The organism is Marinobacter halophilus (assembly GCF_003007685.1).
GTDB lineage: Bacteria > Pseudomonadota > Gammaproteobacteria > Pseudomonadales > Oleiphilaceae > Marinobacter > Marinobacter halophilus.
Genome location: NZ_PXNN01000009.1, coordinates 124,846 through 151,055, shown reverse-complemented (window position 1 = coordinate 151,055; position 26,210 = coordinate 124,846). Strand labels below are relative to the sequence as shown.

Annotated in this window: 28 protein-coding genes; 5 read left to right on the top strand and 23 right to left on the bottom strand. The window is 57.5% G+C overall.

Features of this window, described 5'->3' with window-relative positions; all coding sequences use genetic code 11:
• Positions 1-9: 9 nt before the first annotated feature.
• The 9 genes from C7H08_RS06175 to murJ form a co-directional block, all read right to left on the bottom strand.
• Positions 10-1,116 carry a PilW family protein gene (locus tag C7H08_RS06175; RefSeq protein ID WP_106670871.1) on the bottom strand — a complete coding sequence of 369 codons (1,107 nt, stop codon included), beginning with the start codon at positions 1,114-1,116 and terminating at the stop codon, positions 10-12.
• Positions 1,113-1,532, bottom strand: coding sequence for a type IV pilus modification protein PilV (gene pilV / locus C7H08_RS06170; protein WP_106670897.1), 420 nt, complete (start codon positions 1,530-1,532; stop codon positions 1,113-1,115). The genes C7H08_RS06175 and pilV overlap by 4 nt, the downstream gene beginning before the upstream one ends.
• Positions 1,533-1,578: 46 nt before the next feature.
• Positions 1,579-2,064 (bottom strand): GspH/FimT family pseudopilin, encoded by a 486-nt coding sequence (locus C7H08_RS06165; protein WP_106670870.1) that lies wholly within the window; start codon positions 2,062-2,064, stop codon positions 1,579-1,581.
• A 209-nt stretch (positions 2,065-2,273) separates the two neighbouring features.
• Positions 2,274-3,224 (bottom strand): 4-hydroxy-3-methylbut-2-enyl diphosphate reductase, encoded by a 951-nt coding sequence (gene ispH, locus C7H08_RS06160; RefSeq protein WP_106670869.1) that lies wholly within the window; start codon positions 3,222-3,224, stop codon positions 2,274-2,276.
• Positions 3,225-3,226: 2 nt separating this feature from the next.
• The gene (gene fkpB, locus C7H08_RS06155; protein WP_106670868.1) at positions 3,227-3,679 is read right to left on the bottom strand and encodes an FKBP-type peptidyl-prolyl cis-trans isomerase; all 453 of its coding nucleotides are present in this window, start codon (positions 3,677-3,679) and stop codon (positions 3,227-3,229) included.
• 5 nt (positions 3,680-3,684) lie between these two features.
• Positions 3,685-4,209: a signal peptidase II gene (lspA, locus tag C7H08_RS06150; protein ID WP_106670867.1), complete on the bottom strand. Its 525-nt coding sequence runs from the start codon at positions 4,207-4,209 to the stop codon at positions 3,685-3,687.
• Positions 4,209-7,028 (bottom strand): isoleucine--tRNA ligase, encoded by a 2,820-nt coding sequence (gene ileS, locus C7H08_RS06145; protein ID WP_106670866.1) that lies wholly within the window; start codon positions 7,026-7,028, stop codon positions 4,209-4,211. Before ileS ends, lspA begins: the two co-directional genes overlap by 1 nt.
• A 34-nt stretch (positions 7,029-7,062) precedes the next feature.
• Positions 7,063-8,031, bottom strand: coding sequence for a bifunctional riboflavin kinase/FAD synthetase (gene ribF / locus C7H08_RS06140; RefSeq protein ID WP_106670865.1), 969 nt, complete (start codon positions 8,029-8,031; stop codon positions 7,063-7,065).
• 117 nt (positions 8,032-8,148) lie between these two features.
• Positions 8,149-9,738, bottom strand: coding sequence for a murein biosynthesis integral membrane protein MurJ (murJ, locus tag C7H08_RS06135; RefSeq protein ID WP_106670864.1), 1,590 nt, complete (start codon positions 9,736-9,738; stop codon positions 8,149-8,151).
• A gap of 268 nt (positions 9,739-10,006) precedes the next feature.
• Between murJ and rpsT the strand changes: the two genes are divergently transcribed.
• A complete protein-coding gene (rpsT, locus tag C7H08_RS06130; protein ID WP_106670863.1) occupies positions 10,007-10,276 on the top strand; it encodes a 30S ribosomal protein S20 in 270 nt (89 codons plus the stop codon).
• 68 nt (positions 10,277-10,344) lie between these two features.
• On the opposite strand, the gene proB is transcribed toward rpsT, so the two are convergent.
• The 4 genes from proB to rplU form a co-directional block, all read right to left on the bottom strand.
• Positions 10,345-11,469: a glutamate 5-kinase gene (gene proB / locus C7H08_RS06125; protein WP_106670862.1), complete on the bottom strand. Its 1,125-nt coding sequence runs from the start codon at positions 11,467-11,469 to the stop codon at positions 10,345-10,347.
• A 30-nt stretch (positions 11,470-11,499) separates the two neighbouring features.
• Complete coding sequence (cgtA, locus tag C7H08_RS06120) at positions 11,500-12,696, bottom strand: Obg family GTPase CgtA (RefSeq protein ID WP_106670861.1); 1,197 nt, start codon at positions 12,694-12,696, stop codon at positions 11,500-11,502.
• 136 nt (positions 12,697-12,832) lie between these two features.
• Positions 12,833-13,093, bottom strand: coding sequence for a 50S ribosomal protein L27 (gene rpmA / locus C7H08_RS06115; protein WP_106670860.1), 261 nt, complete (start codon positions 13,091-13,093; stop codon positions 12,833-12,835).
• A gap of 35 nt (positions 13,094-13,128) precedes the next feature.
• Positions 13,129-13,440, bottom strand: a complete 312-nt coding sequence (gene rplU, locus C7H08_RS06110) for a 50S ribosomal protein L21 (protein ID WP_106670859.1) — start codon at positions 13,438-13,440, stop codon at positions 13,129-13,131.
• A 240-nt stretch (positions 13,441-13,680) separates the two neighbouring features.
• Here rplU and ispB point away from each other — a divergent pair, with 240 nt between their 5' ends.
• Complete coding sequence (ispB, locus tag C7H08_RS06105; protein WP_106670858.1) at positions 13,681-14,649, top strand: octaprenyl diphosphate synthase; 969 nt, start codon at positions 13,681-13,683, stop codon at positions 14,647-14,649.
• Positions 14,650-14,653: 4 nt separating this feature from the next.
• Here ispB and C7H08_RS06100 read toward each other — a convergent pair whose 3' ends face one another.
• On the bottom strand, positions 14,654-15,628 hold the full coding sequence (locus C7H08_RS06100; protein WP_106670857.1) for a glutathione S-transferase family protein: 975 nt from the start codon (positions 15,626-15,628) through the stop codon (positions 14,654-14,656).
• 153 nt (positions 15,629-15,781) lie between these two features.
• Here C7H08_RS06100 and C7H08_RS06095 point away from each other — a divergent pair, with 153 nt between their 5' ends.
• On the top strand, positions 15,782-16,702 hold the full coding sequence (locus tag C7H08_RS06095) for a LysR substrate-binding domain-containing protein (RefSeq protein ID WP_106670856.1): 921 nt from the start codon (positions 15,782-15,784) through the stop codon (positions 16,700-16,702).
• Positions 16,703-16,789: 87 nt separating this feature from the next.
• Positions 16,790-18,316, top strand: coding sequence for a WS/DGAT/MGAT family O-acyltransferase (locus C7H08_RS06090; RefSeq protein ID WP_106670855.1), 1,527 nt, complete (start codon positions 16,790-16,792; stop codon positions 18,314-18,316).
• Between the two features lie 35 nt (positions 18,317-18,351).
• Here the strand turns inward: C7H08_RS06090 and C7H08_RS06085 are convergent, their stop codons facing one another.
• Positions 18,352-19,002 carry a DUF2057 family protein gene (locus tag C7H08_RS06085; RefSeq protein ID WP_106670854.1) on the bottom strand — a complete coding sequence of 217 codons (651 nt, stop codon included), beginning with the start codon at positions 19,000-19,002 and terminating at the stop codon, positions 18,352-18,354.
• A 211-nt stretch (positions 19,003-19,213) separates the two neighbouring features.
• Here C7H08_RS06085 and C7H08_RS06080 point away from each other — a divergent pair, with 211 nt between their 5' ends.
• Complete coding sequence (locus C7H08_RS06080; protein ID WP_106670853.1) at positions 19,214-19,417, top strand: DUF6316 family protein; 204 nt, start codon at positions 19,214-19,216, stop codon at positions 19,415-19,417.
• A gap of 51 nt (positions 19,418-19,468) precedes the next feature.
• Here C7H08_RS06080 and C7H08_RS06075 read toward each other — a convergent pair whose 3' ends face one another.
• The 8 genes from C7H08_RS06075 to glyA all read right to left on the bottom strand — a co-directional run bounded on the left by C7H08_RS06075 (position 19,469) and on the right by glyA (position 26,085).
• On the bottom strand, positions 19,469-19,996 hold the full coding sequence (locus C7H08_RS06075; protein ID WP_106670852.1) for a phosphatidylglycerophosphatase A family protein: 528 nt from the start codon (positions 19,994-19,996) through the stop codon (positions 19,469-19,471).
• Positions 19,993-20,943, bottom strand: a complete 951-nt coding sequence (thiL, locus tag C7H08_RS06070; protein ID WP_106670851.1) for a thiamine-phosphate kinase — start codon at positions 20,941-20,943, stop codon at positions 19,993-19,995. The genes C7H08_RS06075 and thiL overlap by 4 nt, the downstream gene beginning before the upstream one ends.
• Positions 20,944-20,946: 3 nt before the next feature.
• Positions 20,947-21,423 (bottom strand): transcription antitermination factor NusB, encoded by a 477-nt coding sequence (gene nusB, locus C7H08_RS06065; RefSeq protein WP_106670850.1) that lies wholly within the window; start codon positions 21,421-21,423, stop codon positions 20,947-20,949.
• Positions 21,423-21,899 carry a 6,7-dimethyl-8-ribityllumazine synthase gene (gene ribH, locus C7H08_RS06060; RefSeq protein WP_106670849.1) on the bottom strand — a complete coding sequence of 159 codons (477 nt, stop codon included), beginning with the start codon at positions 21,897-21,899 and terminating at the stop codon, positions 21,423-21,425. The genes nusB and ribH overlap by 1 nt, the downstream gene beginning before the upstream one ends.
• 48 nt (positions 21,900-21,947) lie before the next feature.
• A complete protein-coding gene (gene ribBA, locus C7H08_RS06055) occupies positions 21,948-23,063 on the bottom strand; it encodes a bifunctional 3,4-dihydroxy-2-butanone-4-phosphate synthase/GTP cyclohydrolase II (protein ID WP_106670848.1) in 1,116 nt (371 codons plus the stop codon).
• Between the two features lie 63 nt (positions 23,064-23,126).
• Positions 23,127-24,242, bottom strand: coding sequence for a bifunctional diaminohydroxyphosphoribosylaminopyrimidine deaminase/5-amino-6-(5-phosphoribosylamino)uracil reductase RibD (gene ribD / locus C7H08_RS06050; protein ID WP_106670847.1), 1,116 nt, complete (start codon positions 24,240-24,242; stop codon positions 23,127-23,129).
• Entirely contained in the window at positions 24,239-24,757 is a 519-nt protein-coding gene (gene nrdR, locus C7H08_RS06045; protein WP_106670846.1) for a transcriptional regulator NrdR, read from the bottom strand. The genes ribD and nrdR overlap by 4 nt, the downstream gene beginning before the upstream one ends.
• Positions 24,758-24,831: 74 nt before the next feature.
• Entirely contained in the window at positions 24,832-26,085 is a 1,254-nt protein-coding gene (gene glyA / locus C7H08_RS06040) for a serine hydroxymethyltransferase (protein ID WP_106670845.1), read from the bottom strand.
• Positions 26,086-26,210: the final 125 nt, after the last annotated feature.

Sequence of the window (26,210 nt, the reverse complement as noted above, 5' to 3'; positions counted from 1 at the left end):
GTCCCCACATCAGCTCGACTTGTTACGCACATTGGCCGTAAAGGAATAGACTCTGTACATACGTTTGTCCTGAGCGTCATAGGTGTTGCCTAAGGAACAGTCCGCCCAAGAAGGAAAGCAAACACTAGCGTTATCGTCGTAGAGGTTATCCGCGCCTCCCCGGACCAATAAACTGACCCGGATAGCACGTACACTACCCCAATCAGAGTCACTCACGCTTTCAGCATCCTCCCAGCGGTTGACCGGTGCATCCCGATTCCCCGAAAGACCGTAGCGAATCTGTAGATCTTCAACGCCTTCAACCATCTCATGCGTTCTGACCAAACCATTTACGCGCTCTTGCATTATCAGAGCCCTGCCCCCGGTGGTGGCGCTTTCTCCGATGAAATAAGTACGCTCGAACGGTTTCAGAATCTGCGCGCCTTCACCGTAATTATTCGACAAACAGTTGTTTCCGGCACCGTCATTACCAGTGTTGGAACAGATATTGTTATCAAAGTTATTTCCAGGGGCCTGGCTACCGCCACTGTTGGTCACCAACGTCACTTCCATGTCCCCATCATCGCCGTTGATGTTGGTAATTTGAACAACGTCCGTTCCTTGGCAATCGGTTATGGCAATAACATCGCCTGTGCTGAGAAAGCTACTGGGGCCGAGCCCGTCACGACTACCCACTTGCGCAGACGCCGCGGTAGGTGGCGCCGTGGCAACAATTTCCATCCCCCCGCCATCCAGGCCGTTAAAGTAGATGAAGTCCGTACCGTTCACGGCGCTAGCTGGCCGCCGACTGGCCTCAGAACTAACCGAAGTCGACATATCCCAGCTGAACGCGTCCCAATCCTCATCCTCTTCTGTAATGTCCAAATTGCTGGTGAAATTTTGAGAGTTGCAACCAAAATACCCCGCGTTGCGCGCTTCACGAGCAAGCATATCCGAGGCAATCCGTCCGTACTCCTGGGTACGCGACACCGCTTCAGACATGCGGAAAGCCTGACTGTTTGATGTGAAAATCTGAACCAATCCAATGGTCAAAAGCGATCCCAACAGCAAGGCGATCATCAGCTCTATGATCGACAGACCGCTCTGTGTTCTGGGCCGAAAATTAGGAAGGGTCATAGTGCGTACCTCACCAGCAGCGAAAAGGAGTTTTTATACATCGAATTTTCACTTTGCTCACCATTCGCCTCTTCCACACCGTCCCATACCGTCTGCCTTGACTCCCAGGTCACCGTAATCCTTACATCCTGATCAGCTATAACAGACTCTACTTTTGCCGTCGCCTCATCTCCGAGGCTTTTCTCTACCGCAGTTTCCCACGCTAACCTTTCGGCCGCTGACGGCAAGCCTCTATTTGAACGCACCTCATCCGCCATGGTCTGGACATGTAAAACCGCAATTGAGCGCTGATCAGCACCCTGCGTCTGCTGCATTGAGATCGTCTGCATGCCGGCCACGCCCAACAAACCGACCGCCAGAACTAACAAGGCAACCAACACTTCGATCATGGTTATGCCGCTTTGCTTCGATGTCATACTGATCACCTTCATGTAGTTCGAACGGCCGCCGTCACTACCGACATCAGGAACACGCCGGTTCCGTCTGAGACCGATTCGCCTGTCCGCCCCGATTGATTACGATATCTACCCCAGGTTTCCCGTTACCAGGACAGACCCTGAACTCAGTAGGGTCAAAATCCCTCTTCTCGCCGTTACCCCTGAATACAGGAATCTCTCCGTTGATCATTGTCAGAGTTACTGAACCGGGCATTGGATCCGCTGCACGTAAAATCTGCGGATCAACTTCACCCAATTGCCGCTCCAGAAGCACCTCAAGCCCATTTTGTAAATCCCCGTTCATCGCCCGCAAAGCAACTGGCTCACCCCGTCGAACGGCTTCGGAGCGGGCATAGTTAAGCAAGCCCAGCACATTATTTGTGGTGGAGGTAAAACGGTTGGATTCAATCAATGACCTGAACCCAGGAACTGCAATCGTGGCAATAATTGCGATCAGCGCAACCACAACCATCAATTCGATCAGCGTGAATCCGGAATGCTTTGGCTTCATGCCCTGAGCCTCTCTGGTTTATTTCAATATTTAGATTACTTGAAGGTCGGACGCCAAAGAACATCGATTCGACGAACGGTTTTCGGATGGGTACCAGCGGTACTTAATGATGCAGAACGTGAGGCAGCTCTCGTTCCGCCGTCACCTGATAGACGACCCGCCACACTCAGTGGAGCTTAAACAGGCCTTAGAGTCCAAACCGTAGATAGCTAGACATTCACCACATCAATCCGCAACTCCCTAGGCATAGAGAACACAATATTCTCTTCCCTGCCTGATACTTCCTGCGGCTCTTGTCCACCCAGATCTTTCAGGCGGCTGATCACATCCGCCACCAACACCTCAGGAGCAGACGCACCAGCGGTCACGCCCACGGCCTGTTTGCCATCGAGCCATTTTGGGTCAATCTGGGCGGCTTCGTCGATCAGGTAGGCGGGGGTGCCCATGCGCTCGGCCAGCTCGCGCAGGCGGTTGGAGTTGGAGCTGTTGGGGGAGCCGACCACGAGCATCAGGTCGCAGTCGCCGGCCAGTTGCTTGACAGCGTCCTGGCGGTTCTGGGTGGCGTAGCATATGTCGTCTTTGCGGGGGCCTTCGATTTGCGGGAATTTGGCACGCAAGGCGTCGATGACCCGGGCGGTGTCGTCCATGGACAGCGTGGTCTGGGTAACGTAGGCCAGCTGGCTAGGGTCTTTCACTTCGAGGGTTTGCACGTCGGCTTCGTCTTCGACCAGGTAAATGTCGCCGCCATTGCTGTGGTCGTACTGACCCATGGTGCCTTCAACTTCCGGGTGGCCGTGGTGGCCGATGAGGATGCACTCACGGCCATCGCGGCTGTAACGCATCACTTCCATGTGCACTTTGGTGACCAGTGGGCAGGTGGCGTCAAACACTTTCAGGCCGCGGCGAGCGGCTTCGCTCTGGACCGCCTGGGAAACGCCGTGGGCGCTGAAGATTACCAGGGTGTCGTCTGGCACTTCGTCCAACTCGTCGACAAAAATCGCGCCTCGGTTGCGCAGGTTGTCTACCACGAACTTGTTGTGAACCACTTCGTGACGCACGTAGATGGGCGCGCCGAATACGTCCAGCGCCCGGTTGACGATTTCGATGGCGCGATCAACGCCGGCGCAGAAGCCACGAGGATTAGCGAGTCGGATTTGCATAGTCAGTGAGTCGGCCCAACTGGTTCAACGTCAATTATTTTTACTTCGAAAGTCAGTGTACGCCCTGCCAGCGGGTGGTTGAAGTCCACCTCGACTTCGTCACCTTCCACGCGATGGATCACGCCGGGCAGTTCCTGCTGTCGGGCATCCGCGAAGGAAATAACCACCCCCTTCTCCAACACCATGTCCGCGCTGAATTCATGGCGCTTGAAGGTCTGCAGGTTGTTGGGGTTGCGCTGGCCAAAGGCTTTTTCCGGCGGCACTTCAAAGGTTTGATGATCGCCGGCTTTCAGGCCCATAAGGTAGGCCTCAAAGCTCTCCGGCAGGTTTTCGTCACCGATTTCCAGGGTGGCCGGCTCTTTGTCGAAGGTACTGTCGACGGTTTCGCCGTCTTCAAACTTCAAAGAGAAGTGGAGGGTTACCCGGGTGCCCTTGTCGATTGGCAGTTCTTTCATAGCAATCAGTTACTCCGGTTGGCATCACCGCTGTCGTCAGCGGGTTTGCGAAATGCGTCAAGGATCATCATGGCGGCACCGATGGTAATGGCGGTGTCGGCCAGGTTGAACGCGGGAAAATGCCAGTTCTGCCAGTAAAAATGCAGAAAGTCCACCACATAGCCGTGCACGACCCGGTCATAAACGTTGCCCAGCGCGCCTCCGAGAATCAGTACGATGGCGATGGCGGTCCAGGTTTCGTGGCTCTGGAGTTTTTTAAGCCAGCCGATCAGTACCACGCTGACTACCAAGGCCAGAGTTACGAAGAACCAGCGCTGCCAGCCGGCCGCATCCGCCAGAAAACTGAAGGCGGCGCCGGTGTTATGCAGCAGTGTCAAATTGAAGCTGGGCAGCACCGGTACCGGGTTGCCGTAAGTGAGCATGGCGGTGGCGGCAGCTTTGGTGCCCAGGTCGAGCACGACCACCAGCACCGCCAGCCACAGCCATTTCAGCTTGCTGCCTGCCCCGCTCTCAGCCATCACCGCGTCCATCAGGCGTAGGCACGGGTTTCACCCGGGCCTTCCACGTTGGTGACGCAGCGGCCGCACAGGTCGCTGTGGCCGTTGTGCTGGCCAACGTCCTCGCGGTGGTGCCAGCAGCGTTCGCACTTGGCGTAAGTAGCCGGGGTGACCTTCACCAACAGGCCTTCCAGGTTAGTTTGCTCGGCGCCATCGGCCTCGCTCACCGGCTTCACTGTGGCTTCCGAGGTGATCAGCACAAAGCGCAACTCCTCACCCAAATAGGTCAGGCGTTCAGCCATGCTGCCTTCGCAGTACAAGGTCACTTCGGCACTCAGGGAGCCTTTGATGTCACCGCGGGCGCGAACATCTTCCAGGCACTTGTTGACGGCTTCTTTGACGCTGTAAATCTCGCGCCAGTAGTCGCGGCCCAGCTCAGAATCGTCCGGCAGCGCGCTAAGGCCTTCGTACCAGGTTTCATAGAACACGGTGTCGCCGCGCTTGCCCGGCAGCTCCTGCCAGATTTCGTCGGCGGTGAAGCTGAGGATCGGGGCAATCCAGCGCACCAGAGCTTCCGCCACATGGTAAAGCGCGGTCTGGCAGGAACGACGCGCCAGGCTGTCGGCCTGAGTGGTGTACTGGCGGTCCTTGATGATATCCAGATAGAAGCCGCCCAAGGTCGCTTCGCAGAAGCTGTACACCTTCTGGTAAATGCGCAGGAAGGCATAATTGTTGTAGTCTTCGTGCAGCTCGTTCTGCAGCTGCAGGGCCTTGTCGACCATCCAGCGGTCCAAGGCGATCATGTCTTCCGGCGCCACCGTGTGCTGCTCCGGATCAAAACCGGTCAGGTTGCTGAGCAGGAAGCGGGCGGTGTTGCGGATCCGGCGATAGCCGTCTGCGGTCTGGCGCAAGATGTCCTTAGACACCGTCATCTCGCCGCTGTAATCGGTGGCGGAGACCCACAGGCGCAGGATGTCGGCACCCAGCTCGTTCATGACTTCCTGGGGCGCAATGACGTTGCCCATGGACTTGGACATCTTGTGGCCCCTGCCGTCCACGGTGAAGCCGTGGGTCAGCACCTGCTTGTACGGGGCCACGCCGTTCATGGCGATGGAGGTTTTCAGGGACGACTGGAACCAGCCACGGTGCTGATCGGAACCTTCCAGGTACAGGTCGGCCGGGAACTGGCCCAGTTCCGGGCGCTGGCGCAGTACGGTTTCATGAGTGACACCGGAATCCAGCCACACATCCAGGGTATCGAGCACTTTTTCGTACTGATCGGCATCAGCGCCCAGCAGTTCGTTCTGGTCGAGTTCGTACCAGGCGTCGATGCCGCCAATCTCGATGGCCTGGGCCACTTTCTCGATCAGCTCCTGGGTGTTCGGGTGCAGATCCTGGGTTTCCTTATGGATAAACAGGGTGATCGGCACGCCCCAGGTGCGTTGACGGGAGATACACCAGTCCGGGCTCTGCTGGAACATGGCTTCGATGCGGTTCTGGCCCCAGCTGGGCACCCAGCGAACGCCCTTGATGGCTTCCAGGGCGTCAGCGCGCAGGTTAAGCTTGTCCATGCTGATGAACCACTGCGGCGTGGCACGGTATATCAGCGGGGTTTTGGTACGCCAGCAGTGCGGGTAGCTGTGCCGGAACTTTTCGGCTTTCACCAGCTTGCCTTCACGTTCCAGCGCAGAACATACGGGCTCGTCGGCTTTGTACACGTGCACACCGGCAAATTCACCGGCCGCCTCGGTGTAAGTACCATCAGCCTTTACCAGGTTGATCGTGCCAATACCGTAGGCCTTGCCCACGTCAAAATCTTCCATGCCATGGTCGGGCGCGGTGTGAACGGCGCCGGTGCCGGCTTCGGTCGATACGTGATCGCCCAAAAGGACCGGCACCTGTTTGTCATAAATCGGGTGGTGCAGCAGCTGATCTTCCAGCGCAGAACCGGCCACGTTGGCCAGCACCCGGAAGTCTGCCACGCCCCAGCGAGCCATGATGCCGTCAACCATATCGGTCGCCAGAATCATGCGTTCCGGGCCGTTACCGGCATCCAGCTGCACCAACGCGTATTCAAGATCGGCGCCCAGAGACACCGCCTGGTTGGCCGGAATGGTCCAGGGCGTGGTGGTCCAGATCACCAGGGAAACGTCGCCTTCGCCATCCTCGGTACCAAACAATTCAAGTACGTCGGCCTGATTGACCGCGGTAAAGCGCACGTCAATCTGAGTCGAAGTTTTATCCTGATACTCAACCTCAGCTTCTGCCAGTGCGGACTGACCAACCACACTCCAGTAAATCGGCTTGTAGCCACGCACCAGGTGGCCTTTGGCGACGATCTTGCCCAGTGCCCGCACGATACCTGCTTCAACCTTTGGATCCATGGTCAGGTAAGGCTTGTCCCACTGACCCATGACACCCAAGCGAATAAAATCGGCTTTCTGGCCTTCGATCTGTTTGCCAGCATAATCACGGCAGGCCTGACGGAAGGTTTTATAATCCACTTTCACGCCAGCTTTACCGATCTCCTGCTCTACCTTGTGCTCAATCGGCAGACCATGACAGTCCCAGCCCGGCACATAAGGCGCGTCGTAGCCCATGAATCCACGGGATTTGACGATCATGTCCTTCAGAATCTTGTTAACCGCATGCCCGATGTGAATGCTGCCGTTGGCGTAGGGAGGGCCATCGTGCAGGATGAACTTCTCCCGGCCTTCGCGCTGCTTGCGCAGGTTGCCGTATACGTCGAGATCCTGCCAGCGCTTGAGCATATCCGGCTCGCGCTTGGCCAGGTTGCCGCGCATGGGAAAGGCGGTTTCCGGCAGATTCAGGGTATGCTTGTAGTCGCTCATGGGTGTGTGCGTACTCTTTGGTTGGTCAGTTAAATCAGTTGGTTGGCGTAGCGGAGCTGTCCGCCAGCCAGGCCCGGGCATGCTCAAAGTCCCGGGTGATCTGTTGCCGCAATGCGTCAACAGAATCAAATTTCACTTCGTCCCGCAGGCCATGACGGAACACGACGTCCAGATGCTGGCCATAAAGTGTGCCAGCAAAGTCAAACAGGTGCACCTCCAATGACGGCCGTTTACCGTCTACGGTCGGCCGCAGGCCAATGTTGGCAACACCATCCAGCCATCTGCCGGTTTCGATGCGCGCCCGCACCACATAGACGCCACGCAGGGCCGGTATCTGGTCCAACAGAATATTGGCCGTTGGAGCGCCTAGCTGTCGTCCCAACTGGCGACCATACACCACCCGTCCGTGAATACGGTAAGGATGCCCCAGCAGCCGCTCTGCTTCCTCAAGGCCGTTCACATTCAGCGCATTGCGAACCCGGGTGCTGCTGACTCGCTCATTATCCACCGTCACCGTGCGAGTGTTTTCAACGGTGAAGTCGTGCGCCCGCCCTACCTCTTCCAACAGCCTGAAATCACCCGCCCGGTCACAACCGAAACGAAAATCGTCGCCCACCACCAGGTGGTGCACAGCAAGACCATTAATAAGCACATCTTCCACAAAGCCCATGGCGGAATAACTGCGAAAGGTGTCATCGAAACGGATACACAGCACCATGTCGATGCCTTCGGCCAGTAACGCTTTGAATTTCTGGCGGAACGGCATCAGTCGTGGTGGCGCCTCTTTACCCTGAAAAAACTCGCGGGGCTGCGGCTCGAAAATCATCACCACCGAAGGCACACCCAGAGCCGACGCTTTTTCTTTAACCTGATCAAGAATTGTTTTGTGACCCAGGTGAACCCCATCAAAGTTACCGATGGTGGCCACACAGCCGTCTGCGAGCGGCGAGGCCGCTTGCCCGGACAGGCGTTTAAGATTGGTCAGGCCTCTAATCAGACGCATCTACTGCGAACCTTAACTTGCCAGCTGGCTTTGCGCGTAGATGCCTGGGGCATTACGCTGGTGAGGAAGCGCGCGATTATACCCCAGGAGCGGGTGCGGTAGAAATCATGAGCCCGCTTACTTTTGACGGAAGTGTCGCAGGCGCACTCCAGTCAGCACCAACGCAACGAAGTAGGCGGTCACTCCGGCCGCCACCAGAATGGCCATATCGGTGGCCCGCTGCGGCCCACCCGCCGCCAGCCAATCGGCCACCGGCACATTCAGCCAAAGGATGACCACCGCCAGCGCTGCATTGGCGAACGCCAACTGCACCAGGAACTTCGGCCAACCGGACTGACTTTGCCAAACACCGTCTTTACGCAATCCGCGCCAGAGCAGGTAGCCATTCAGCCAGGCCGAGATGGACGTTGCCAGGGCCAGGCCAGCGTGAGCCAGAGGTACAATTAAAGCCAGATTAAAGGCCATGTTGGCAACCATGGCGATAATCCCGATTTTGACCGGGGTTTTAGTGTCTTCCCGGGCAAAGAACCCGGGCGCCAGAACCTTGATCAGCATGAACGCCATCAGGCCGGCCGAATACGCGCGCAAACTCTGAGCCGACATCGCGACGTCACGGTCGGTCACGGCTCCGTAATGGAACAGAGTGGCAATCAATGGCTCTGCCAGCAACGCCAGCGCCACAGCCGCCGGCAACCCGATCAGCAAAACCGCCCTGACCGCCCAGTCGAGCGTGGCTGCGAACTGGTCGGGTGAGGCCGCCGCATGCTTTCTGGACAGGCTGGGCAGGATCACCGTGGCGATGGCGATGCCGAAAACCCCCAGGGGTAGCTCCGCCAGGCGGTCCGAGTAATACAGCCAGGACACACTACCGGTTTGCAGGAACGACGCCAGTACCGTATCCAGCAGCAGGTTGATCTGACTGACTGACACCCCGAACAAGGCTGGCACCATCAGCTTGAGAATCCGGCTGACGCCTTCGTGGCGATAATCCACCCGGGGCCGCGGCAACAGGCCAAGGCGCATCAGGAACGGCAACTGGAAGAACAACTGCAGGGCGCCGGCTATAAGCACACCCCAGGCCAGCGCCATAACCGGCTCCTCCATCAATGGCGCCAGGAAAATCGCCGCCGCAATCATCGAAAGATTTAACAGCACGGGCGTAAAAGCAGGCACAGCAAAGCGATCGTAACTGTTGAGGATGCCGCCGGCGAAGGCGGTGAGGGAGATCAGCAGCAAATAGGGAAACGTGATCCTCAGCATGTCGCTGGCCAGAGCAAACTTTACCTCATCAGCCAAAAAACCGGGGGCAAAAAGAGTGGTCAGGACCGGCGCACCCAGCATTGCCACCAGCGTAACCGCCAGCAACACCAGCCCCAGCGAGCCGGCCACCGCATCCACCAGGCGCTTCACCTCGGAAATGTCGCCGTTTTGTCGATAAGAGGACAGCACCGGCACAAAGGCCTGGGAGAAGGCGCCTTCCGCAAACAGCCGGCGCAGGAAATTGGGGATCTTGAAGGCAACGAAAAAGGCGTCTGCGGCGGTGCCGGCGCCAAAATAGCGGGCAATTACCATATCCCGAACCAGCCCCAACACGCGGGACAGCATGGTCATGATGCCAACCAAGCCGGATGAGCGCAGAAGGCCCGGCGCCCTGGGGAGCTGCTTGGGGGCGGATGGCTGTCCCGTAGGTTGCGGTTCCGAAGACATGTTTTAAAAATCCAGAATTCAGAGTTCGAGCCGAAGCGGCGTTTCGGTAATCCACAGGGCGGGCTCTTGGCGCCACGACAGGCCCCGTGCAGCGATGCGCGAGTGTACCACAGGCCTTTACAGCGAGGGGATTACTGCCGAGACAACCTTGACATTCACGGCATTTGGCGGCATAGTTCCGCGTCATTAATTTCGACGCGCTGGTTCTGGCGCGCCCGCGATCCAAACATATTCTGTCTTTATAGCAACGAATTTCAGGAGTTTTACGGTGGCAAATTCCCCGCAAGCCAAGAAGCGCGCTCGTCAAAACGAGACAAATCGCAAGCACAACACAAGCCTGCGTTCCATGGCACGTACCTATATGAAAAAGGTTCAGGCCAAGATCATCGCTGGTAACTATGAAGAAGCTCAGGCTGCCATGAAGGAAGCCCAGCCTATTCTTGACAGCATGGTCAACAAAGGCATTTTCGCCAAGAGCAAGGTTGCTCGTCATAAGAGCCGACTGAATGCCAAAATCAAGGCCTTGAAAGCTGCCTGATTTTTGCGCTCATAAAAAACCGGCTCGCGAGCCGGTTTTTTTGTGCCTGAGTTTACGCATTCGTCAGATCAAACTACCACCAGATTATCCCGATGAATCATTTCTTCATCGGAGATATAGCCCAGAACATCGGCAATTCGATCGCTGGATCGACCAGCAATGGCGCGCGCCTCATCGGCATCGTAATTGACCAGACCCCGGGCGATTTCCTTACCACTCAGGTCCGCACAAGACACCATTTCGCCGCGCCGGAACTGGCCAGCAATGGTTTTCACGCCAACGGGTAACAGACTTCTGCCGCCCTGGCGCAACACGTTCACTGCACCGTCATCCAGGGTCAGCGTGCCCCGGGTTTGCAGATGGCTGGCGATCCATTGTTTGCGAGCCGCCATTCGACCCTGCTCCGGCAGTAACAAGGTGCCAATCACATCACCCTGGCGCAGTCGGGCGATCGCCTGCTCGATGCGCCCACCCACAATCACAGTGAAGGCACCGGAACGGGCAGCAAGCCGCGCGGCTCGGAGTTTGGTCAGCATACCGCCACGACCCAACATTCCAGCACTGCCGCCCGCCATAGCGTCCAGCTCGCGATCTTCCGCTTTGCGCTCGGCAACCAGCTCCGCATCGTCGTGCTTGCGAGGGTCTTTATTGAACAGCCCCAGTTGATCGGTGAGGATGATCAGGCCGTCGGCCTCAATGAGGTTGGCGACCAACGCACCCAACGTGTCGTTATCGCCAAAACGGATTTCGTCAGTGACCACGGTGTCGTTTTCATTCACGATCGGCACCACGCCATAATCCAGCAGCGTGCGCAGCGTGCTGCGGCCGTTCAGGTAACGCTTGCGATCAGAAAGGTCATCGTGAGTCAGCAGAATCTGAGCAGTGTGGATGTCGTGGCGCTTGAACTGGGCCTCCCAGGTTTGCACCAGGCCCATCTGACCAACCGCCGCGGCCGCCTGCAACTCGTGTAGATGCTGCGGGCGGGCATTCCAGCCCAGCCGGCTCATACCCTCTGCCACCGAACCGGAAGACACCACCACCACCTCAACACCGTCAGCAATCAGCTCGGCAATCTGGTCCACCCACAAACCGAGGGCCGCCACATCCAGCCCCTTGCCGTCGTTGGTGAGCAAGGCACTGCCAATCTTGATAACAAGACGACGGGCCTTACGGAGCTGGAGGCGTTCACTCATGATAACGGTACAGTCTCTTCAGGTTGCGGATTACTCGGGAGCGTAGACCACTTCGACGTCGTAATCGTCGTCATCAAAGTCGTCGTCATCGTCATCTTCGTCACGGGCGGCTCTGCGGGCCTGGCGGTCAGACTCGATTTTCGCCCTGGCCTCTTCGTCCATGCGACGCCGGCGAGCGGCTTCCTGCTCGGCAACATCGGGGTTTTCGGCCTCTTCTTCCGCCTGCTCTTCAATCCAGCGCATCACCGCCTGAGCCAGCGGTTTGGTACCTTCACCGGTAAGCGCAGAAATACGGAACACTGGCCCTTCCCAACCAAGCTCATCCACAATGGCCTGGCAATGGCTGTCTCGATCTTCCTCGGCGACCATGTCGACTTTGTTCAGAACCAGCCAACGTGGGCGACTTGCAAGCGTTTCACTGAACTTTTCCAGCTCATAGGCAATCGCGTTAACCGCCGCAACCGGCGACGAGCCGTCGTAGGGCGCCACATCCACCAAGTGCAGCAACAGCCGGGTTCGAACCAGGTGTTTGAGGAAACGAATACCCAGACCAGCGCCTTCAGCGGCACCCTCGATCAAACCGGGAATGTCCGCAATCACAAAGCTCTGATGCATTTGTACACTTACCACCCCGAGGTTTGGCACCAGGGTGGTGAAGGGATAGTCCGCCACTTTCGGTCGCGCTGCGGATACCGACCGGATAAAGGTGGATTTACCCGCATTGGGCAAACCCAACAACCCCACATCGGCCAGAACTTTCAGTTCCAGCCGAAGGTTCCGGGCTTCACCTTCGGAGCCTTTGCTGGTCTGGCGGGGCGCACGGTTGATCGAAGACTTGAACCGGGCGTTACCCAGACCATGAAAGCCACCTTGCGCCACCTTCAGGCGTTGACCCTCTTTGGTGAGATCACCCAGCACTTCGTGGGTGTCCATATCCACCACAGTTGTTCCCACCGGCACCGGCAACACCAGGTCATCACCCTTGATGCCAGTGCAGTTGCGCCCCGAACCAGGCTCACCATTCGGCGCTTTGTGCTTGCGCTGAAAACGGTAATCAACCAGCGTGTTCAGGCCACTGTCTGCCTCCAGGTAGACGGAACCGCCATCCCCGCCGTCACCGCCGTCGGGACCACCCTTAGGTATGTATTTTTCCCGCCGGAAACTCAGACAGCCATGACCGCCCTTTCCCGCTTCAACAATGATGGTGGCTTCGTCTACAAATTTCATACGTCTGGTGCCTTTGCATAAACTAAAAAGCCCCGCAGCCTCAAGGAAGCTTTGCGGGGCTCCGGATACACCTGAGTGCCGATCAGATCAGCATATCAGGCAAATCCAAGGTTCGACAGAACCGGATCGCCGCTGCTTACGCAGCCGGAACGATGCTAACAAACTTGCGGTTCAGCGGGCCTTTGACTTCGAACTTCACCTGACCTTCAGCTTTCGCAAAAAGGGTGTGGTCCTTGCCCAGACCAACGTTGCTGCCAGGGTGAAAACGGGTTCCACGCTGACGAACGATGATGCTGCCTGCAGATACAGTCTCGCCGCCGTAGCGCTTGACACCAAGTCGTTTCGACTCGGAATCGCGACCGTTACGGGTACTACCTGCTGCTTTTTTGTGAGCCATGACCGGCCTCCTTGATTAGGGGGTAATTTCAGAGCTTAGCCCTGGATACCCGTGATCTTGACTTCAGTAAACCACTGACGGTGGCCCTGACGCTTCATGGAATGCTTACGACGACGGAACTTGATGATATTAATCTTGTCGTGACGACCGTGGCTGACCACTTCAGCGGTAACCTTGGCACCGTCGACAGCCGGAGCGCCAACTTTTACGTCGTCGCCATTCACTACCAGCAGAACGCGATCAAACTCAATAGAGCCGCCAGTTTCCACTTCGAGCTTTTCCAGCTTCAGCGTTTCGCCTTCTTTCACACGGTGCTGTTTACCACCGCTAACAATAACTGCGTACATTCTTAGTCTCCGCGATTGACCCATCCCTGCTCTTATCCACCTGGTTCTAAGGGAAGCGCTTCGGCAACCCTATAGCAGGGAGCGCAGGTTGGGATGAGTTGGGCGCGTGATTGTACGAAAAGCCGCCGACCAATACAAGGAAGATTACCACTCGAGTTGACACTGTAGGCAGCAATACCTAGCATTGCCGCGACCTCCCCAAAACTCAACGAAAACACCAGCAAGGGACTTATCAGCCCGATGACAGCCCAGCGTATACACGACACCGTGGCAGAAGACTTCAGCCGCGTTAATGATCTGATTATCCAGCGGCTTGCTTCCGATGTCCCGATGGTTGAGAAAATCGCCCAGTACATCATCGAAAGCGGCGGCAAACGCCTGAGGCCATTACTGGTGTTACTGGCCAGTCAGGCGGTGGGTTATAACCAAAACGAACATTTGAAACTGGCGGCAGTGATTGAATTCCTGCACACCGCCACCCTGCTGCACGACGATGTGGTGGACACCTCTGACATGCGCCGCGGCCGCAGCACCGCCAACGCCAAATGGGGCAACGCGCCGAGCGTACTGGTAGGCGATTTTCTCTACGCCCGCGCATTCGAGATGATGGTGGAACTGGAAAGCCTGCCGATCATGAAGGTGTTGTCCCGCGCCACCGCGGTCATCGCCGAGGGCGAGGTGATGCAATTAATGAACGTGAAAAATCCGGACCTGACCGAAGCGCAGTACATGGTAGTGATTCACAACAAGACCGCCATGCTGTTCGAGGCCTCGTCCCATTCTGGCGCCCTGCTGGCTGGGGCCAACCCGGAGCAGGAAGCAGCCCTGAAGGACTACGGCAAGCACCTGGGCCTGGCCTTTCAGTTGGTGGATGACGTACTGGATTACCAGGGCGACGCGGAAACCATGGGCAAGAACGTCGGCGACGATCTGGCCGAAGGCAAAACGACCCTGCCCCTGATCTATGCCATGACTAACGGCAGCGAAGAAGAGCGTCAATTGATCCGCCAGGCGATCCGTAAAGGCGGGCTGAACGACTTACCAAAGGTGCTGGAAATAGTAAAATCGTCCGGAGCCATTGAATACACCATGGCCAATGCGCGCGAACAGGCGCAGATAGCCCGTGAATTGCTGACCTGCCTGCCAGCGTCCGCACACCGGGAAGCGCTTGAACTGCTGACCGAAGTGGCTGTCGCCCGGGTCAGCTGACCCCTTACCGCCCGTGAGGCGCCTCAAAATCCAGCTCCGGCCCCACCGGCACGATCTGGGTCGGATTGATGGTGCGCTGGCTGACATAATAGTGCTGCTTGATCTGCCGGATATCCACGGTCTCCGCCGCCCCCGGCATCTGATACAACTCCCGCAGATAACCGGACAGATTCGGGTAATCCCGGATCTGCTGCCGGTTGCACTTGAAGTGACTGTAATACACCGCATCAAACCGGATCAGCGTGGTGAACAGCCGCCAGTCGGCTTCGGTCAGTTGCCCGCCTGCCAGATAACGCTGGCGGGACAATTTTTCTTCCAGCCAGTCCAGTGACTCAAACAGCTCGGTGTAGGCGCTTTCATACACGTCCTGCGCCGTCGCGAAGCCCGCCTTGTAAACGCCATTGTTCACCGTGTCATAAACTCGTTCGTTGACCGCATCGATTTCGCTGCGCAGGCTGTCCGGATAGAAATCCAGCTCCGCATCGACCCCGTCCAGATCATTGAACGCTGAATTGAACATCCGGATGATGTCCGCCGACTCGTTACTGACAATGGTTTCCCGCTGCTTGTCCCAGAGCACCGGCACCGTCACCCGCCCGGAATAATCCGAGGCCGCGCGGGTGTAGATCTGATGCATGAATGCAGAGCCATACAGGTGATCCCGATGCTGTTCATCATCCGGCCGGAACTCCCAACCGTTCTCCACCATATCCGGATGCACCACAGACACCGAAACATGCGATTCCAGCCCCTTCAAGGTCCGAAAAATCAAGGTCCGGTGCGCCCAGGGACACGCCATGGACACATAAAGGTGGTATCGGCCGCTCTCCGCCTTAAAGCCACTCTCACCCACCGGCCCCGGCGAACCGTCCATCGTCACCCAGTTGCGAAACCGGGCCGCTTCACGCTCAAACTTGCCCCCGGTCTTGTCCGTGTCATACCACTGATCGTGCCACTTGCCATCCACCAACAACCCCATAACAACCTCCCTCCGGGGTCAGACCCCAAGACATTTGATGCGGTGAAATGTTCTGGGGTCTGACCCCAACATGAATTGATGAGGACAGGCTACCCGCTTGCCTGCTAGGCTGATAGCAAGCATTTTTGGCAAACACTTTCAGATTATTCGAACATGCATACAGCCATCACCATCGACGCACTCAAAGCACTCGACGCCATTGACCGCAAGGGCAGTTTTGCCGGTGCGGCGACGGAGCTGTTCCGGGTTCCTTCAGCGATCAGTTACACCATCCAGAAGCTGGAAGAAGACCTGAACGTCAGTATCTTTGACCGTACCGGCCACAAGGCAGTATTAACGCCGGCTGGCCGGTATTTGCTGGAGGAAGGGAGATCACTGCTGGAGGCGGCAGAAAACCTGGCCCACACCACCCGACAAGTGGCCCAGGGCTGGGAAACCCGCTTACGCATTGGCTTCAACTCGTTGCTGCCCGCCCACTGCCTGTTCACAGCCATTGAAGAGTTCTATCAGCTCGGAGTGCCGGTGGATGTGCAGATTGTTGAGGAAGTCTTTGCAGGCGCCTGGGACGCCCTGCAGAGTCGGCGAGTGGATATGATTGTTGGTGCCGATCAGCTCAGCAAGCCGGCCGGCTCCTTTGCCACCAAAGCTCTGGGCGAAGTGTCGTTTGTGTTTGCGGTCGCTGCCCATCATCCGCTGGCCCGTGTATCCGAACCACTGACTGAAGCCAGCATAGCGCGGTTCCCCGCCGCAGTTGCCGCAGACACATCCCGTGCGCTGCCGCCCGGGCATGCCGGTATTTTTCGTCAGCAGCGAACTCTGACCGTCAGCAACATAGACCAGAAGATAGCCGTGCAAGAGGCAGGGCTCGGCGTTGGCTGGCTACCGCTACACCGAATCCGTGAACAACTGGGCCGGGGCTCCCTGATCGCAAAGACAACACACGAGCCCAGAGCAGCCATCAGTATCCACCTGGCGCGCCATAATGAAGGCAAAGGCAAGGCCCTGATGTGGTTCTGGAATCGTCTGAGTGAAGACCAGAGTATCCGTAACTGGCTGCAGCCAGAACATACTTGAGGCACACTGGCCAACCGACACCGGAAAGTATTGGGATATACTGATTCTTCTGTAGTAATTAACGTGACATACAAGGGAGTGAGCTCAATGCGTCAGCTGTCGGAACTGGACGCCTCGTTTCTATACCTCGAGTCGGAAACCACGCCTATGCACATTGGCGGCGTGTACCTGTTCGACGCCAGCGGCCTGAACAAGCCTCTGGCCTTCAGCACGTTTGTCGCTTACCTGCGCAGCCGGTTGCATGTGGTGCCGCTGTTTCGGCAAAAGCTCAAGGAAATCCCCCTGCGCCTGGGGCGCCCCTACTGGATTGACGACCCCAGCTTCAGCATTGAACGGCACCTGGCCTATGTGAATCTTGGCGAGCACGGAAAACAGGCAAGCCTGATGTCGTTAGCTCCGAAAATCCTGGAAGAGCCACTCAAGCGGGACCGTCCCCTGTGGCACATCACGTTTGTGGATGGCTTCAAGATTGATAGCCCAGAGGGCGAAAAAGAAGGGTTTGCCCTGATTGTCAAGCTTCACCATGCGGCAATCGATGCCTTCAGCGGCGAAGAAATCATGGGCAAACTCCTGGAATACACCCCAGAGCCCAGGCCCATTGCGCCCCCGCGACCGTGGCTGGCCCGGCCGGAACCCTCTGAAGAGCGCGTGTTCCTGCAAGCAGGCGCCAACATGCTGAAGACGCCTCTGCAGGTTGCGTCCCTTGCTTATAATGCTGCGGAAGCGACGGCCAGAGGGTTAGTGAAAAAGCAGCTCCAGAAACTGCCGTTGCCCCTGCCGCTCTTTACCGCGCCGCACAGTCCATTTAATCGACAGATCACCGCCAACCGGCGCATCGTCTCAGCCAGCATCGAGCTTTCACGACTGAAATCCATCAAGGCAAGCCTCGGCGATGTGACGCTGAATGATGTGGTACTGGGGTTGTGTGCTGAAACCCTGCGCCGCTATCTTCATCAGCAAGGCAGCGATACCGATAAATCCCTGGTCGCCATGACACCGATCTCCGTGCGCTCAAGCAGCCTGCGACGGGCCACCGGTAACCAGATGTCGGCCATGCTGCTGGATCTTGCGACCCGCGAACCCAACCCGGCCGCGCGCATTCGGCATATTCACCGAAACGCCGTCGAGTCAGAGCCTTACCGTGAGGCCATTGCTGCGGACCGGCTAACCGAGCTGCTGCCTTCAACCCTGCTGGCACTGTCGGCTCGACTGTATTCGGAATTGCAGGTCGCCCAGCGCTACCATCCGCTGTTCAACCTGCCGATCACCAACGTGCCCGGGCCGCAGGTGCCGCTGTTTCTCCAAGGCGCCCGGTTGGTCCGGCAATACAACTCCGCACCCCTGTTTGACAGTTTAGGCCTGGTGATCGTGGCGGTCAGCTATCAGGGTCAGTTGACGCTGAACTTCACGTTATGTCCAGACGTGGTGCCGGAAGGGGAATCTTTGCAGGGACTGGTTGAAGAGAGCCTGACAAACATCGAGGAATGCACAGCAAGCCTGGGACCAGATCAGGGCATGGAGCCTCGCGAACCTGGCTCACACAACCTGACAGATGAAGTAATAACGTTTTTGGAAAACCTGTTGAAGGGCAGCATCGGGAAGTTCCGGCGCTGAAAACTGGCCGGGCAATACCCGGCCAGACCGTATCGTTACTCGAACGCCCAGCGCAGGAACGTGCGCTTCTCTTCTTCTGAAGCTTCCGACCACACGGATTTCAAGCGATCCAGCGGCGTGTCGGCAACGCCTGTCTCATCATCAACCTTCGACGAGGATACTGGCGTGCGGGGCGCGTCGGCCATCGCCTTGCCATCCCACAACTCGGAGCGCCCGGCGACCTCACCGGTGTCGCTGACAATAGCGGCAGAAAACGTCTTCATCATAGCTTCGGCCTGCTGTCGGGACGAAGGCCTGTCAAACTGAAACCGGTACACCGCACCCGGCTGTGCGTCAAAACTGACCCGCTGGCGCTCGCTCTCTATCGTATGCACCTTGGATTCACCATCACGAACCACTCCGGTGCGAGCCCAGATTGTTTTGTAGGTGAACACCACGTCGTTTTGTCCTGGCAGCAAGCCATAATCCAGAGCCAGATCGCTGATCAGGAAGTTGGTCATCTTCCGACCATTTACCGTGATCATCTGGATTTCGCCAGGCGCCTTGAGTACCGCCGGATTGTCAGCCTCTACAGGATCTCCCTGCCAGGTATCAATGCGTGTGACCGATGACGCGCAGCCGGCCAATGTAAAACTCACCACCACAGCAAGCCATTTGAAAACACTCGAAACGTGACACGTTGTCATTGCAACTCCTTTTCCTTGAAGGCGCCAGGGCGCACCTAGGGTACTTTAAAAAGCTGTCAGCATTCTGACCAGCCGAACCAATAGGGGCAAGTGATGTGTAAAGATTGTAAAAAAATGTTGAATTCGGCTGTAATTGGATTAATTTTAATCAGATCGGCAAACAATATGCGTCGCCCGATAAGAAAAAATAAGCGGGCCCAGGAGCTCAACCATGGATATTCACCGCAGGATTGGAGAACAAGGCCCGCCACCTTTTCGCAGCAGCCGTTTTTTCTGCGTAGGCAGCAAGTGGTATTTTACCACCCGGGAAGGCTTTGACAGTGGGCCCTTTGCTTCCCGCGAACGGGCAGAAATCGGCCTTAAACGTTTTCTGCATGTTGTTCAGTTGTTACCGGAAGAACAACAGCTTCACTAGCAGCAGACTCATGGCAAGGCCACCGCATTACGCCGGTGTGGGCGGTGGCGGTCAGAGAATGACCGGCACCACCCACACATCGATGGCCCAAAGACAGGCTAGCGCCATGATGCCTGCGACCACGTCGTCCACCATAATACCCAGCCCTCCTGGCATACGGGCATCGAGCCAGCTGATCGGCCAGGGTTTGACCACATCAAACAGCCGGAACAGCAAGAACGCCATCAGCACACCGACGACCTGATCGGGGAACAAGCCCAGGGCGATCCACATACCAACGAACTCGTCCCAGACAATCCCACCGTGATCATGGACCTTCAGGTCGTCGGCGGTTTTTCCGCACAACCAGATACCCACCAGGAAAGCCACCAGCACGACCAGCCAGTAAGCCACCGGGGGCAGCCACGCAAAGGTATACCACACCGGAATGGCCGCCAGGCTACCCCAGGTACCTGGCGCTTTTGGCATGGCACCACTGCCAAAACCGAACGCCAGAAAATGCACCGGATCGCGTAGAAATTCCGGCGGCAGCAAGGCCTTCGGGGTTTCTGGATCGGGTGCCACGTTGTTATCGGTCAAACCAACCTCCCAAAATGATCGAATCCGGGGCGCACCTGAGCCAAATCCGCCCCAACCAGGCTCAGGCCAGGCGTCATCCGAATCTGACCAACCACGGTCAGCCGTGCCCGAAGGTCAGACGTTAGCCCCGCCAGCACGTCCGGCGCAATCGCAATGCACAGCTCGTAGTCATCGCCGGCAGTCAGAGCCAGGCTCAGGGACTGGTCGCCCTGCAGTTGCTCCAACTCCGGCATCATCGGAATCTTGCGGGCATCCAGTTCGGCGCCCACGGCGGACGCGTCCAGAATATGTTGGAGATCCGCCAGCAAGCCATCAGAGATATCAATCGCGGCCGAAGCCTTGCCAACCAGTTGTTGGCCTAACGCCAGCCGCGGTTCCGGAAAATGGTAACGCGCCAACACCGCCTGGCGTATCGGGTCAGGGTCCGCGTCCTCCAGAAAAGCCAGCGCTGCTCCGGCGCTACCCAGCGGACCCGTCACGCAGATCAGATCTCCGGGCCTGGCGCCGGAACGGCGAATCGCTTTGCCCTGATCAACAGTGCCGTGCACCTGAATGCTGATCGTCAGTGGCCCTCGGGTGGTGTCCCCCCCGGCCAGAGTAATTCCGAAGGCCTCGCTGGCTCTGGCCAGCCCGGCGGCAAAACCCGACAGCCAGTCCGGGTCCGCTTCCGGCAGGGTCAGTGCCAGGCTAAAACAGACAGGTTCAGCCCCCATGGCGGCCAGATCACTGATCGCAACCGCCAGTGCTCGCCAACCCAGGTAACCGGAAGAATAATTGAGGGGAAAGTGAACGCCCTCAACCAGGGTGTCCACTGAAAACACCAGATCCCGGCCCGGCGGGATACACTGAATAGCGCAATCATCACCGGGGCCGAGCACGAGCTGATCGGTCATGGCCTTGGCGGCCAGGGGCTGAAAGTACTGCCGGATCAGCTCGAATTCGCCCATGAATCAGCGCGGACGGGTCTCAGCCAGTCGCAGGCGACGACTGAGCTTGTCCAGAACACTGTTTACGAACTTATGGCCTTCGGTACCACCGAAGCGCTTGGCCATTTCGATACCTTCGTTGATTACCACTTTGTAGGGCACATCAACGCGGTGCTTCAGCTCGAAGGCACCCAGCCGGACAATGGCCAATTCAACCGGGTCCACTTCTTTCAGGGGCCGGTCAAGGTAGGGTTCAATCAATTTATCCAGCTCGGCCTGTTCCCGATGAACGCCCCGCAAAATATCGCGAAAATACATCACGTCAACCTTGCTCATGTCGTTATCGATCATGAACTCGGCTTCAATATCTGAAATCGGCGACTTGCTGAAGTGCCGCTGGTACAGTCCCTGCATAGCTAGCCCGCGGGCCCGGCGACGGTCACCGGCCTTGGGCTTGCTGGTATTCCCCGGTTGGGGGAAGGTATCACCCGCTTCGCTCATTACTCACCCAACTTTTTGAACAGGCTGACCATTTCCAGGGCAGTGATGGCCGCTTCCGCGCCTTTGTTACCGGCTTTGGTGCCGGAGCGCTCGATGGCCTGCTCGATAGAGTCCACTGTCAGCACGCCAAACGCCACGGGTACGTCAGAATCCAGGCTCACCGCACCCAGTCCACTGGCGGCTTCACCAGCGACGTATTCGAAGTGCGGTGTACCGCCACGAATCACCGCGCCCAAGGCGATAATGGCATCGTACTCGGTGGTTTCGGCAACACGCTTTACCGCCAGCGGCATTTCGTAAGCGCCCGGCACCCGAACAATAGTAATGTCATCTTTCGAAATACCGTGGCGAAGCAGGGTATCAACCGCGCCATCCACCAAGCTTTCCACCACAAAGCCGTTAAAGCGGCCAACGACCAGTGCGTAACGTCCACTGCACTGGGTAAAATCACCTTCAATTACTCTGATATCTGCCATCTAGGGCTCCTTCACGGGCTGCAGCAGCTTTGGCTGCAACCAGGTTTATCATTCGTGGGTATAGGGCACGTATTCCACCACTTCCAGATCAAATCCGGAGATGGCGGAAAATTTCACCGGCGGGCTCAGCAGGCGCATCTTGCCGACCCCAAGATCACGCAGGATCTGGGAGCCGGTACCTACAGTAAAGTAAACGCCGGAACTGCCTATGCCAGCCGACTTCGGCCCCTGGTCGTAGAACTCCTGAATACGTTCTTCCAGGTTATAGCTGTCTTCGGCACTGTTCAGCAACACCACCACACCACGGCCTTCGCTGGCGACTTTCTCCAGAGCGTGGTGCAGAGGCCAGCTGCGCGAATCCTTGCGACGGGCGCCCAGCAGGTCCCGCAGGGTATCGGTAATGTGCACCCGCACAAACACCGGCTCGTCTGGCTGAATATCACCCATCACCATGGCCAAATGCGTGGCGCCCTGGATGTTGTCCCGATAGGTGTGCAGCTTGAACAAACCGTATTCGGTGTCCAGTTCATGCTGCTCCACGCACTCGACGGTACGCTCGTTCATGGTGCGGTAATGAATCAGATCGGCAATGGTACCGATTTTCAGATCGTGTTCTTCGGCAAATTTTTCCAGATCCTCACGGCGAGCCATAGAGCCGTCATCGTTCATGACTTCACAGATCACGCCGGCAGACTCACAGCCTGCGAGGGCCGCCAGATCGCAGGAAGCTTCCGTGTGGCCGGCACGGCTCAACACGCCGCCGGGATCCGCCATCAGCGGAAAGATATGCCCCGGCTGAACCAGATCCGCCGCAGTGGCATTACGAGCCACAGCAGCCTGTACCGTGCGGGCACGATCCGCCGCAGAAATACCGGTGGTGACGCCTTCACGCGCTTCAATGGACAACGTGAATTTAGTGCCAAAACCAGATGCATTCTGGTGAACCATCAGCGGCAATCCGAGTTGTTCACAGCGATCACGAGTCATCGGCATGCAGATCAGACCACGACCAAATCGGGCCATGAAATTGATGGCCTCTGGCGTACAGTGCTCTGCCGCCATCACCAGATCCCCTTCATTTTCGCGGTCTTCATCATCCATCAGAATGACCATCTTGCCCTGACGAATGTCTTCGATCATCTCTTCAATGCTGTTCAGTGCCATACGGTTCTGCATCCTGTCACCCTCGCCAACCTTTCCAGTGGCCAAGGGGAATGAATTGAATGATTAGCGGCGGACGAGAATCAGGCGCTGATCCTCACCTACCTGACGCCGATCGAGCACGTTCCATTGCACTTTATCAGCCATGGTTTCGAGCGGCAGATGGGCGGTCGGCCGGCCGGTACTGCCAAGAAATACCGGCGCCTGGTATAACCAGAGCTCATCCACCAGGTTCTCGCGAATGAAGGTTCCTGCCAGGGTTGGCCCTGCCTCCACCAGCAACTCGTTAATGCCCAGCTCACCGAGTGCATCCAGCAATTCGGAGACATCGACACCGTTATCTTTCCAGGCAACCCCGGTCAGGCTCACGCCCAAGGCGGCAAGATCCTGCGCCGGTGCAGACGCCAACGCCGAGCTGGCACAAAACACCTGCACATTGCCACCCTGAAGAATGCGGGCGATGGTCGGTGTACGGGCGTCCCGGTCAGCGATCACTCGCAACGGCTGACGTGAAGGATCGGTAGCATCGCCAATGTCGCCCATCTCGTCCCGACGCACCGTCAGCGACGGATCGTCCGCCAGCACCGTGCCCACTCCGGTCAGAATAGCATCACTGATAGCCCGCAGCCGTTGCACGTCTCGACGGGCTTCCGGGCCGGTGATCCATTGGCTTTCACCGGAAGCCATAGCTGTGCGTCCATCCAGGCTGGCAGCCATTTTCAGCCGCACCCAAGGCCGCCCCGTGTTCATACGTTTCATGAAACCCGGGTTCAGGTTGGCAGACTCTTTCGCCAGCAAGCCTTCGGTTACCTTGATGCCCGCGTCCCGAAGCATATCGAGACCCCGGCCCGACACTGACGGGTTAGGATCCTTGGTGGCCGCATAGACCTGTGCCACTCCGGCATCAATCAACGCCTTGGCACAGGGCGGCGTGCGGCCGTAATGACTGCAAGGCTCCAGAGTGACATAGGCGGTGGCGCCACGGGCGTCCTGGCCCGCCTCACTTAATGCCCGCACTTCGGCGTGAGCCTCACCCGCGCGCTCATGCCAACCTTCGCCCACGATGCGGTTGCCTTTCGCAATCACACAGCCGACCCGAGGATTGGGATGGGTAGAGTAACGACCTCGCCAGGCCAGTTGAACGGCCCGCGCCATCATTGCCCGGTCGCGGTCTGAAATCATGCCTTGCCTTTTTCTGACTGGGTGTCGGCCAGAGCACGAGCCACATCTACTGCGGTGTCGCCATTACCCTGAGACAACTTTTCGATCTCTTCCTTGAACTCGTTAATGTCCTGAAAACTGCGGTAGACCGAGGCAAAGCGTACATAGGCCACTTTGTCTAGCTGGCGCAACTCGGTCATCACCTCCTCGCCCAGTTGCATAGACTTCACTTCCCGCTCGCCAGTCGCACGCAACCGGTATCGGATCCGGTTGAGTGCCGCATCAATTTCCTCAATGCTCACCGGTCGCTTTTCCAGCGCTTTCATAAGGCCTGCCCGCAGTTTTTCTTCATCAAACGGCTGACGGGTACCATCCTGCTTCACGACCCTGGGCATCACCAGCTCAGCCGTTTCGAAGGTAGTAAAACGCTCACGGCAAGACAAGCACTCCCTGCGGCGACGAACCTGGTCACCCTCGGCCACCAGGCGTGAATCAATCACCTTGGTATCGGCTTCACCACAGAAAGGACAATGCATAAATCAAATGCTCCGGAAAGGAAGAACCCGGGCGCTCTTTTCAGATCGCCCGGGCAAGTTCGGTCGTGCTCCGCTCAGCCGTATACCGGAAAGCGGCCACAAACCGCTTCAACCTGCTCACGTACGCGGCTGATCACGGCATCGTCGTCAAGGTTGTCCAGAATGTCGCACATCCAGCCCGCCAGATCGCGGCACTCGGCCTCACCAAAACCACGGGTGGTCACAGCCGGCGTACCGATACGCAGGCCAGAGGTGACAAATGGTGAGCGCGGATCGTTGGGCACCGCGTTCTTGTTCACAGTGATGTGGGCTTTGCCCAGCGCGGCATCCGCATCTTTGCCAGTGATGTCTTGCTTGATCAGGCTGACCAGGAATAGATGATTCTTGGTACCACCGGAAACCACGTCAAAACCACGCTCGATGAACACTTCAGCCATTGCCGCAGCGTTCTTAACCACCTGCTTCTGATAAACTTTGAACTCATCGCTCATAGCTTCTTTAAAGCAGATGGCTTTGGCGGCGATCACGTGCATCAAAGGGCCGCCCTGACCGCCGGGGAATACCGCCGAATTCAGTTTCTTGTGCAGGCCTTCGTCATCACATGCCAGAATCAGGCCGCCACGGGGACCGCGCAGGGTCTTGTGGGTTGTCGTGGCTACCACGTGTGCGTGGGGAATCGGGTCCGGGTAAACGCCTGCGGCCACCAGGCCAGCCACGTGCGCCATGTCGACAAACAGGTAAGCATCGACTTTATCGGCAATGGCCCGGAAACGGGCGAAATCCAGTTCCTGAGAGTAGGCAGAGAAGCCGGCAATGATCATCTTGGGCTTGTGCTCAAGCGCCAGGGCTTCGATTTCATCGTAATCAATCAGACCGGTTTCCGGATTCAGGCCATACTGGACCGCGCTGTAGATTTTGCCGGAAAAATTTACGCTGGCACCGTGGGTCAGGTGGCCACCATGAGCCAGGCTCATGCCCAACACGGTATCGCCAGGCTTCAACAGCGCCATGAACACGGCAGAGTTGGCCTGGGAACCGGAGTGCGGTTGCACGTTAGCGTAAGCAGCGCCAAACAGCTCTTTGGCGCGATCAATGGCCAGCTGCTCGGCAATGTCGACAAACTCGCAGCCACCGTAGTAGCGCTTGCCGGGATAGCCTTCCGCGTATTTGTTGGTCAGCACACTGCCCTGGGCTTCCATCACCCGAGGGCTGGTGTAATTCTCGGATGCAATCAGTTCGATGTGCGCTTCCTGGCGTTTTTCTTCCGCCTGCATGGCACTCCACAGTTCATCATCGAAACCGGCGATTTTCATATCACGATTAAACATCAGTGTGCTGCCCCTGTCTGAATGGCTGGCCCGACCCGCCTTTGGGCGCGTCGGAACCCCTGAAAAATTGGGCCGCTATTCTATCGCGAAAGCGGGTCAAAAATCATCCTTTATGCGTCCGCACA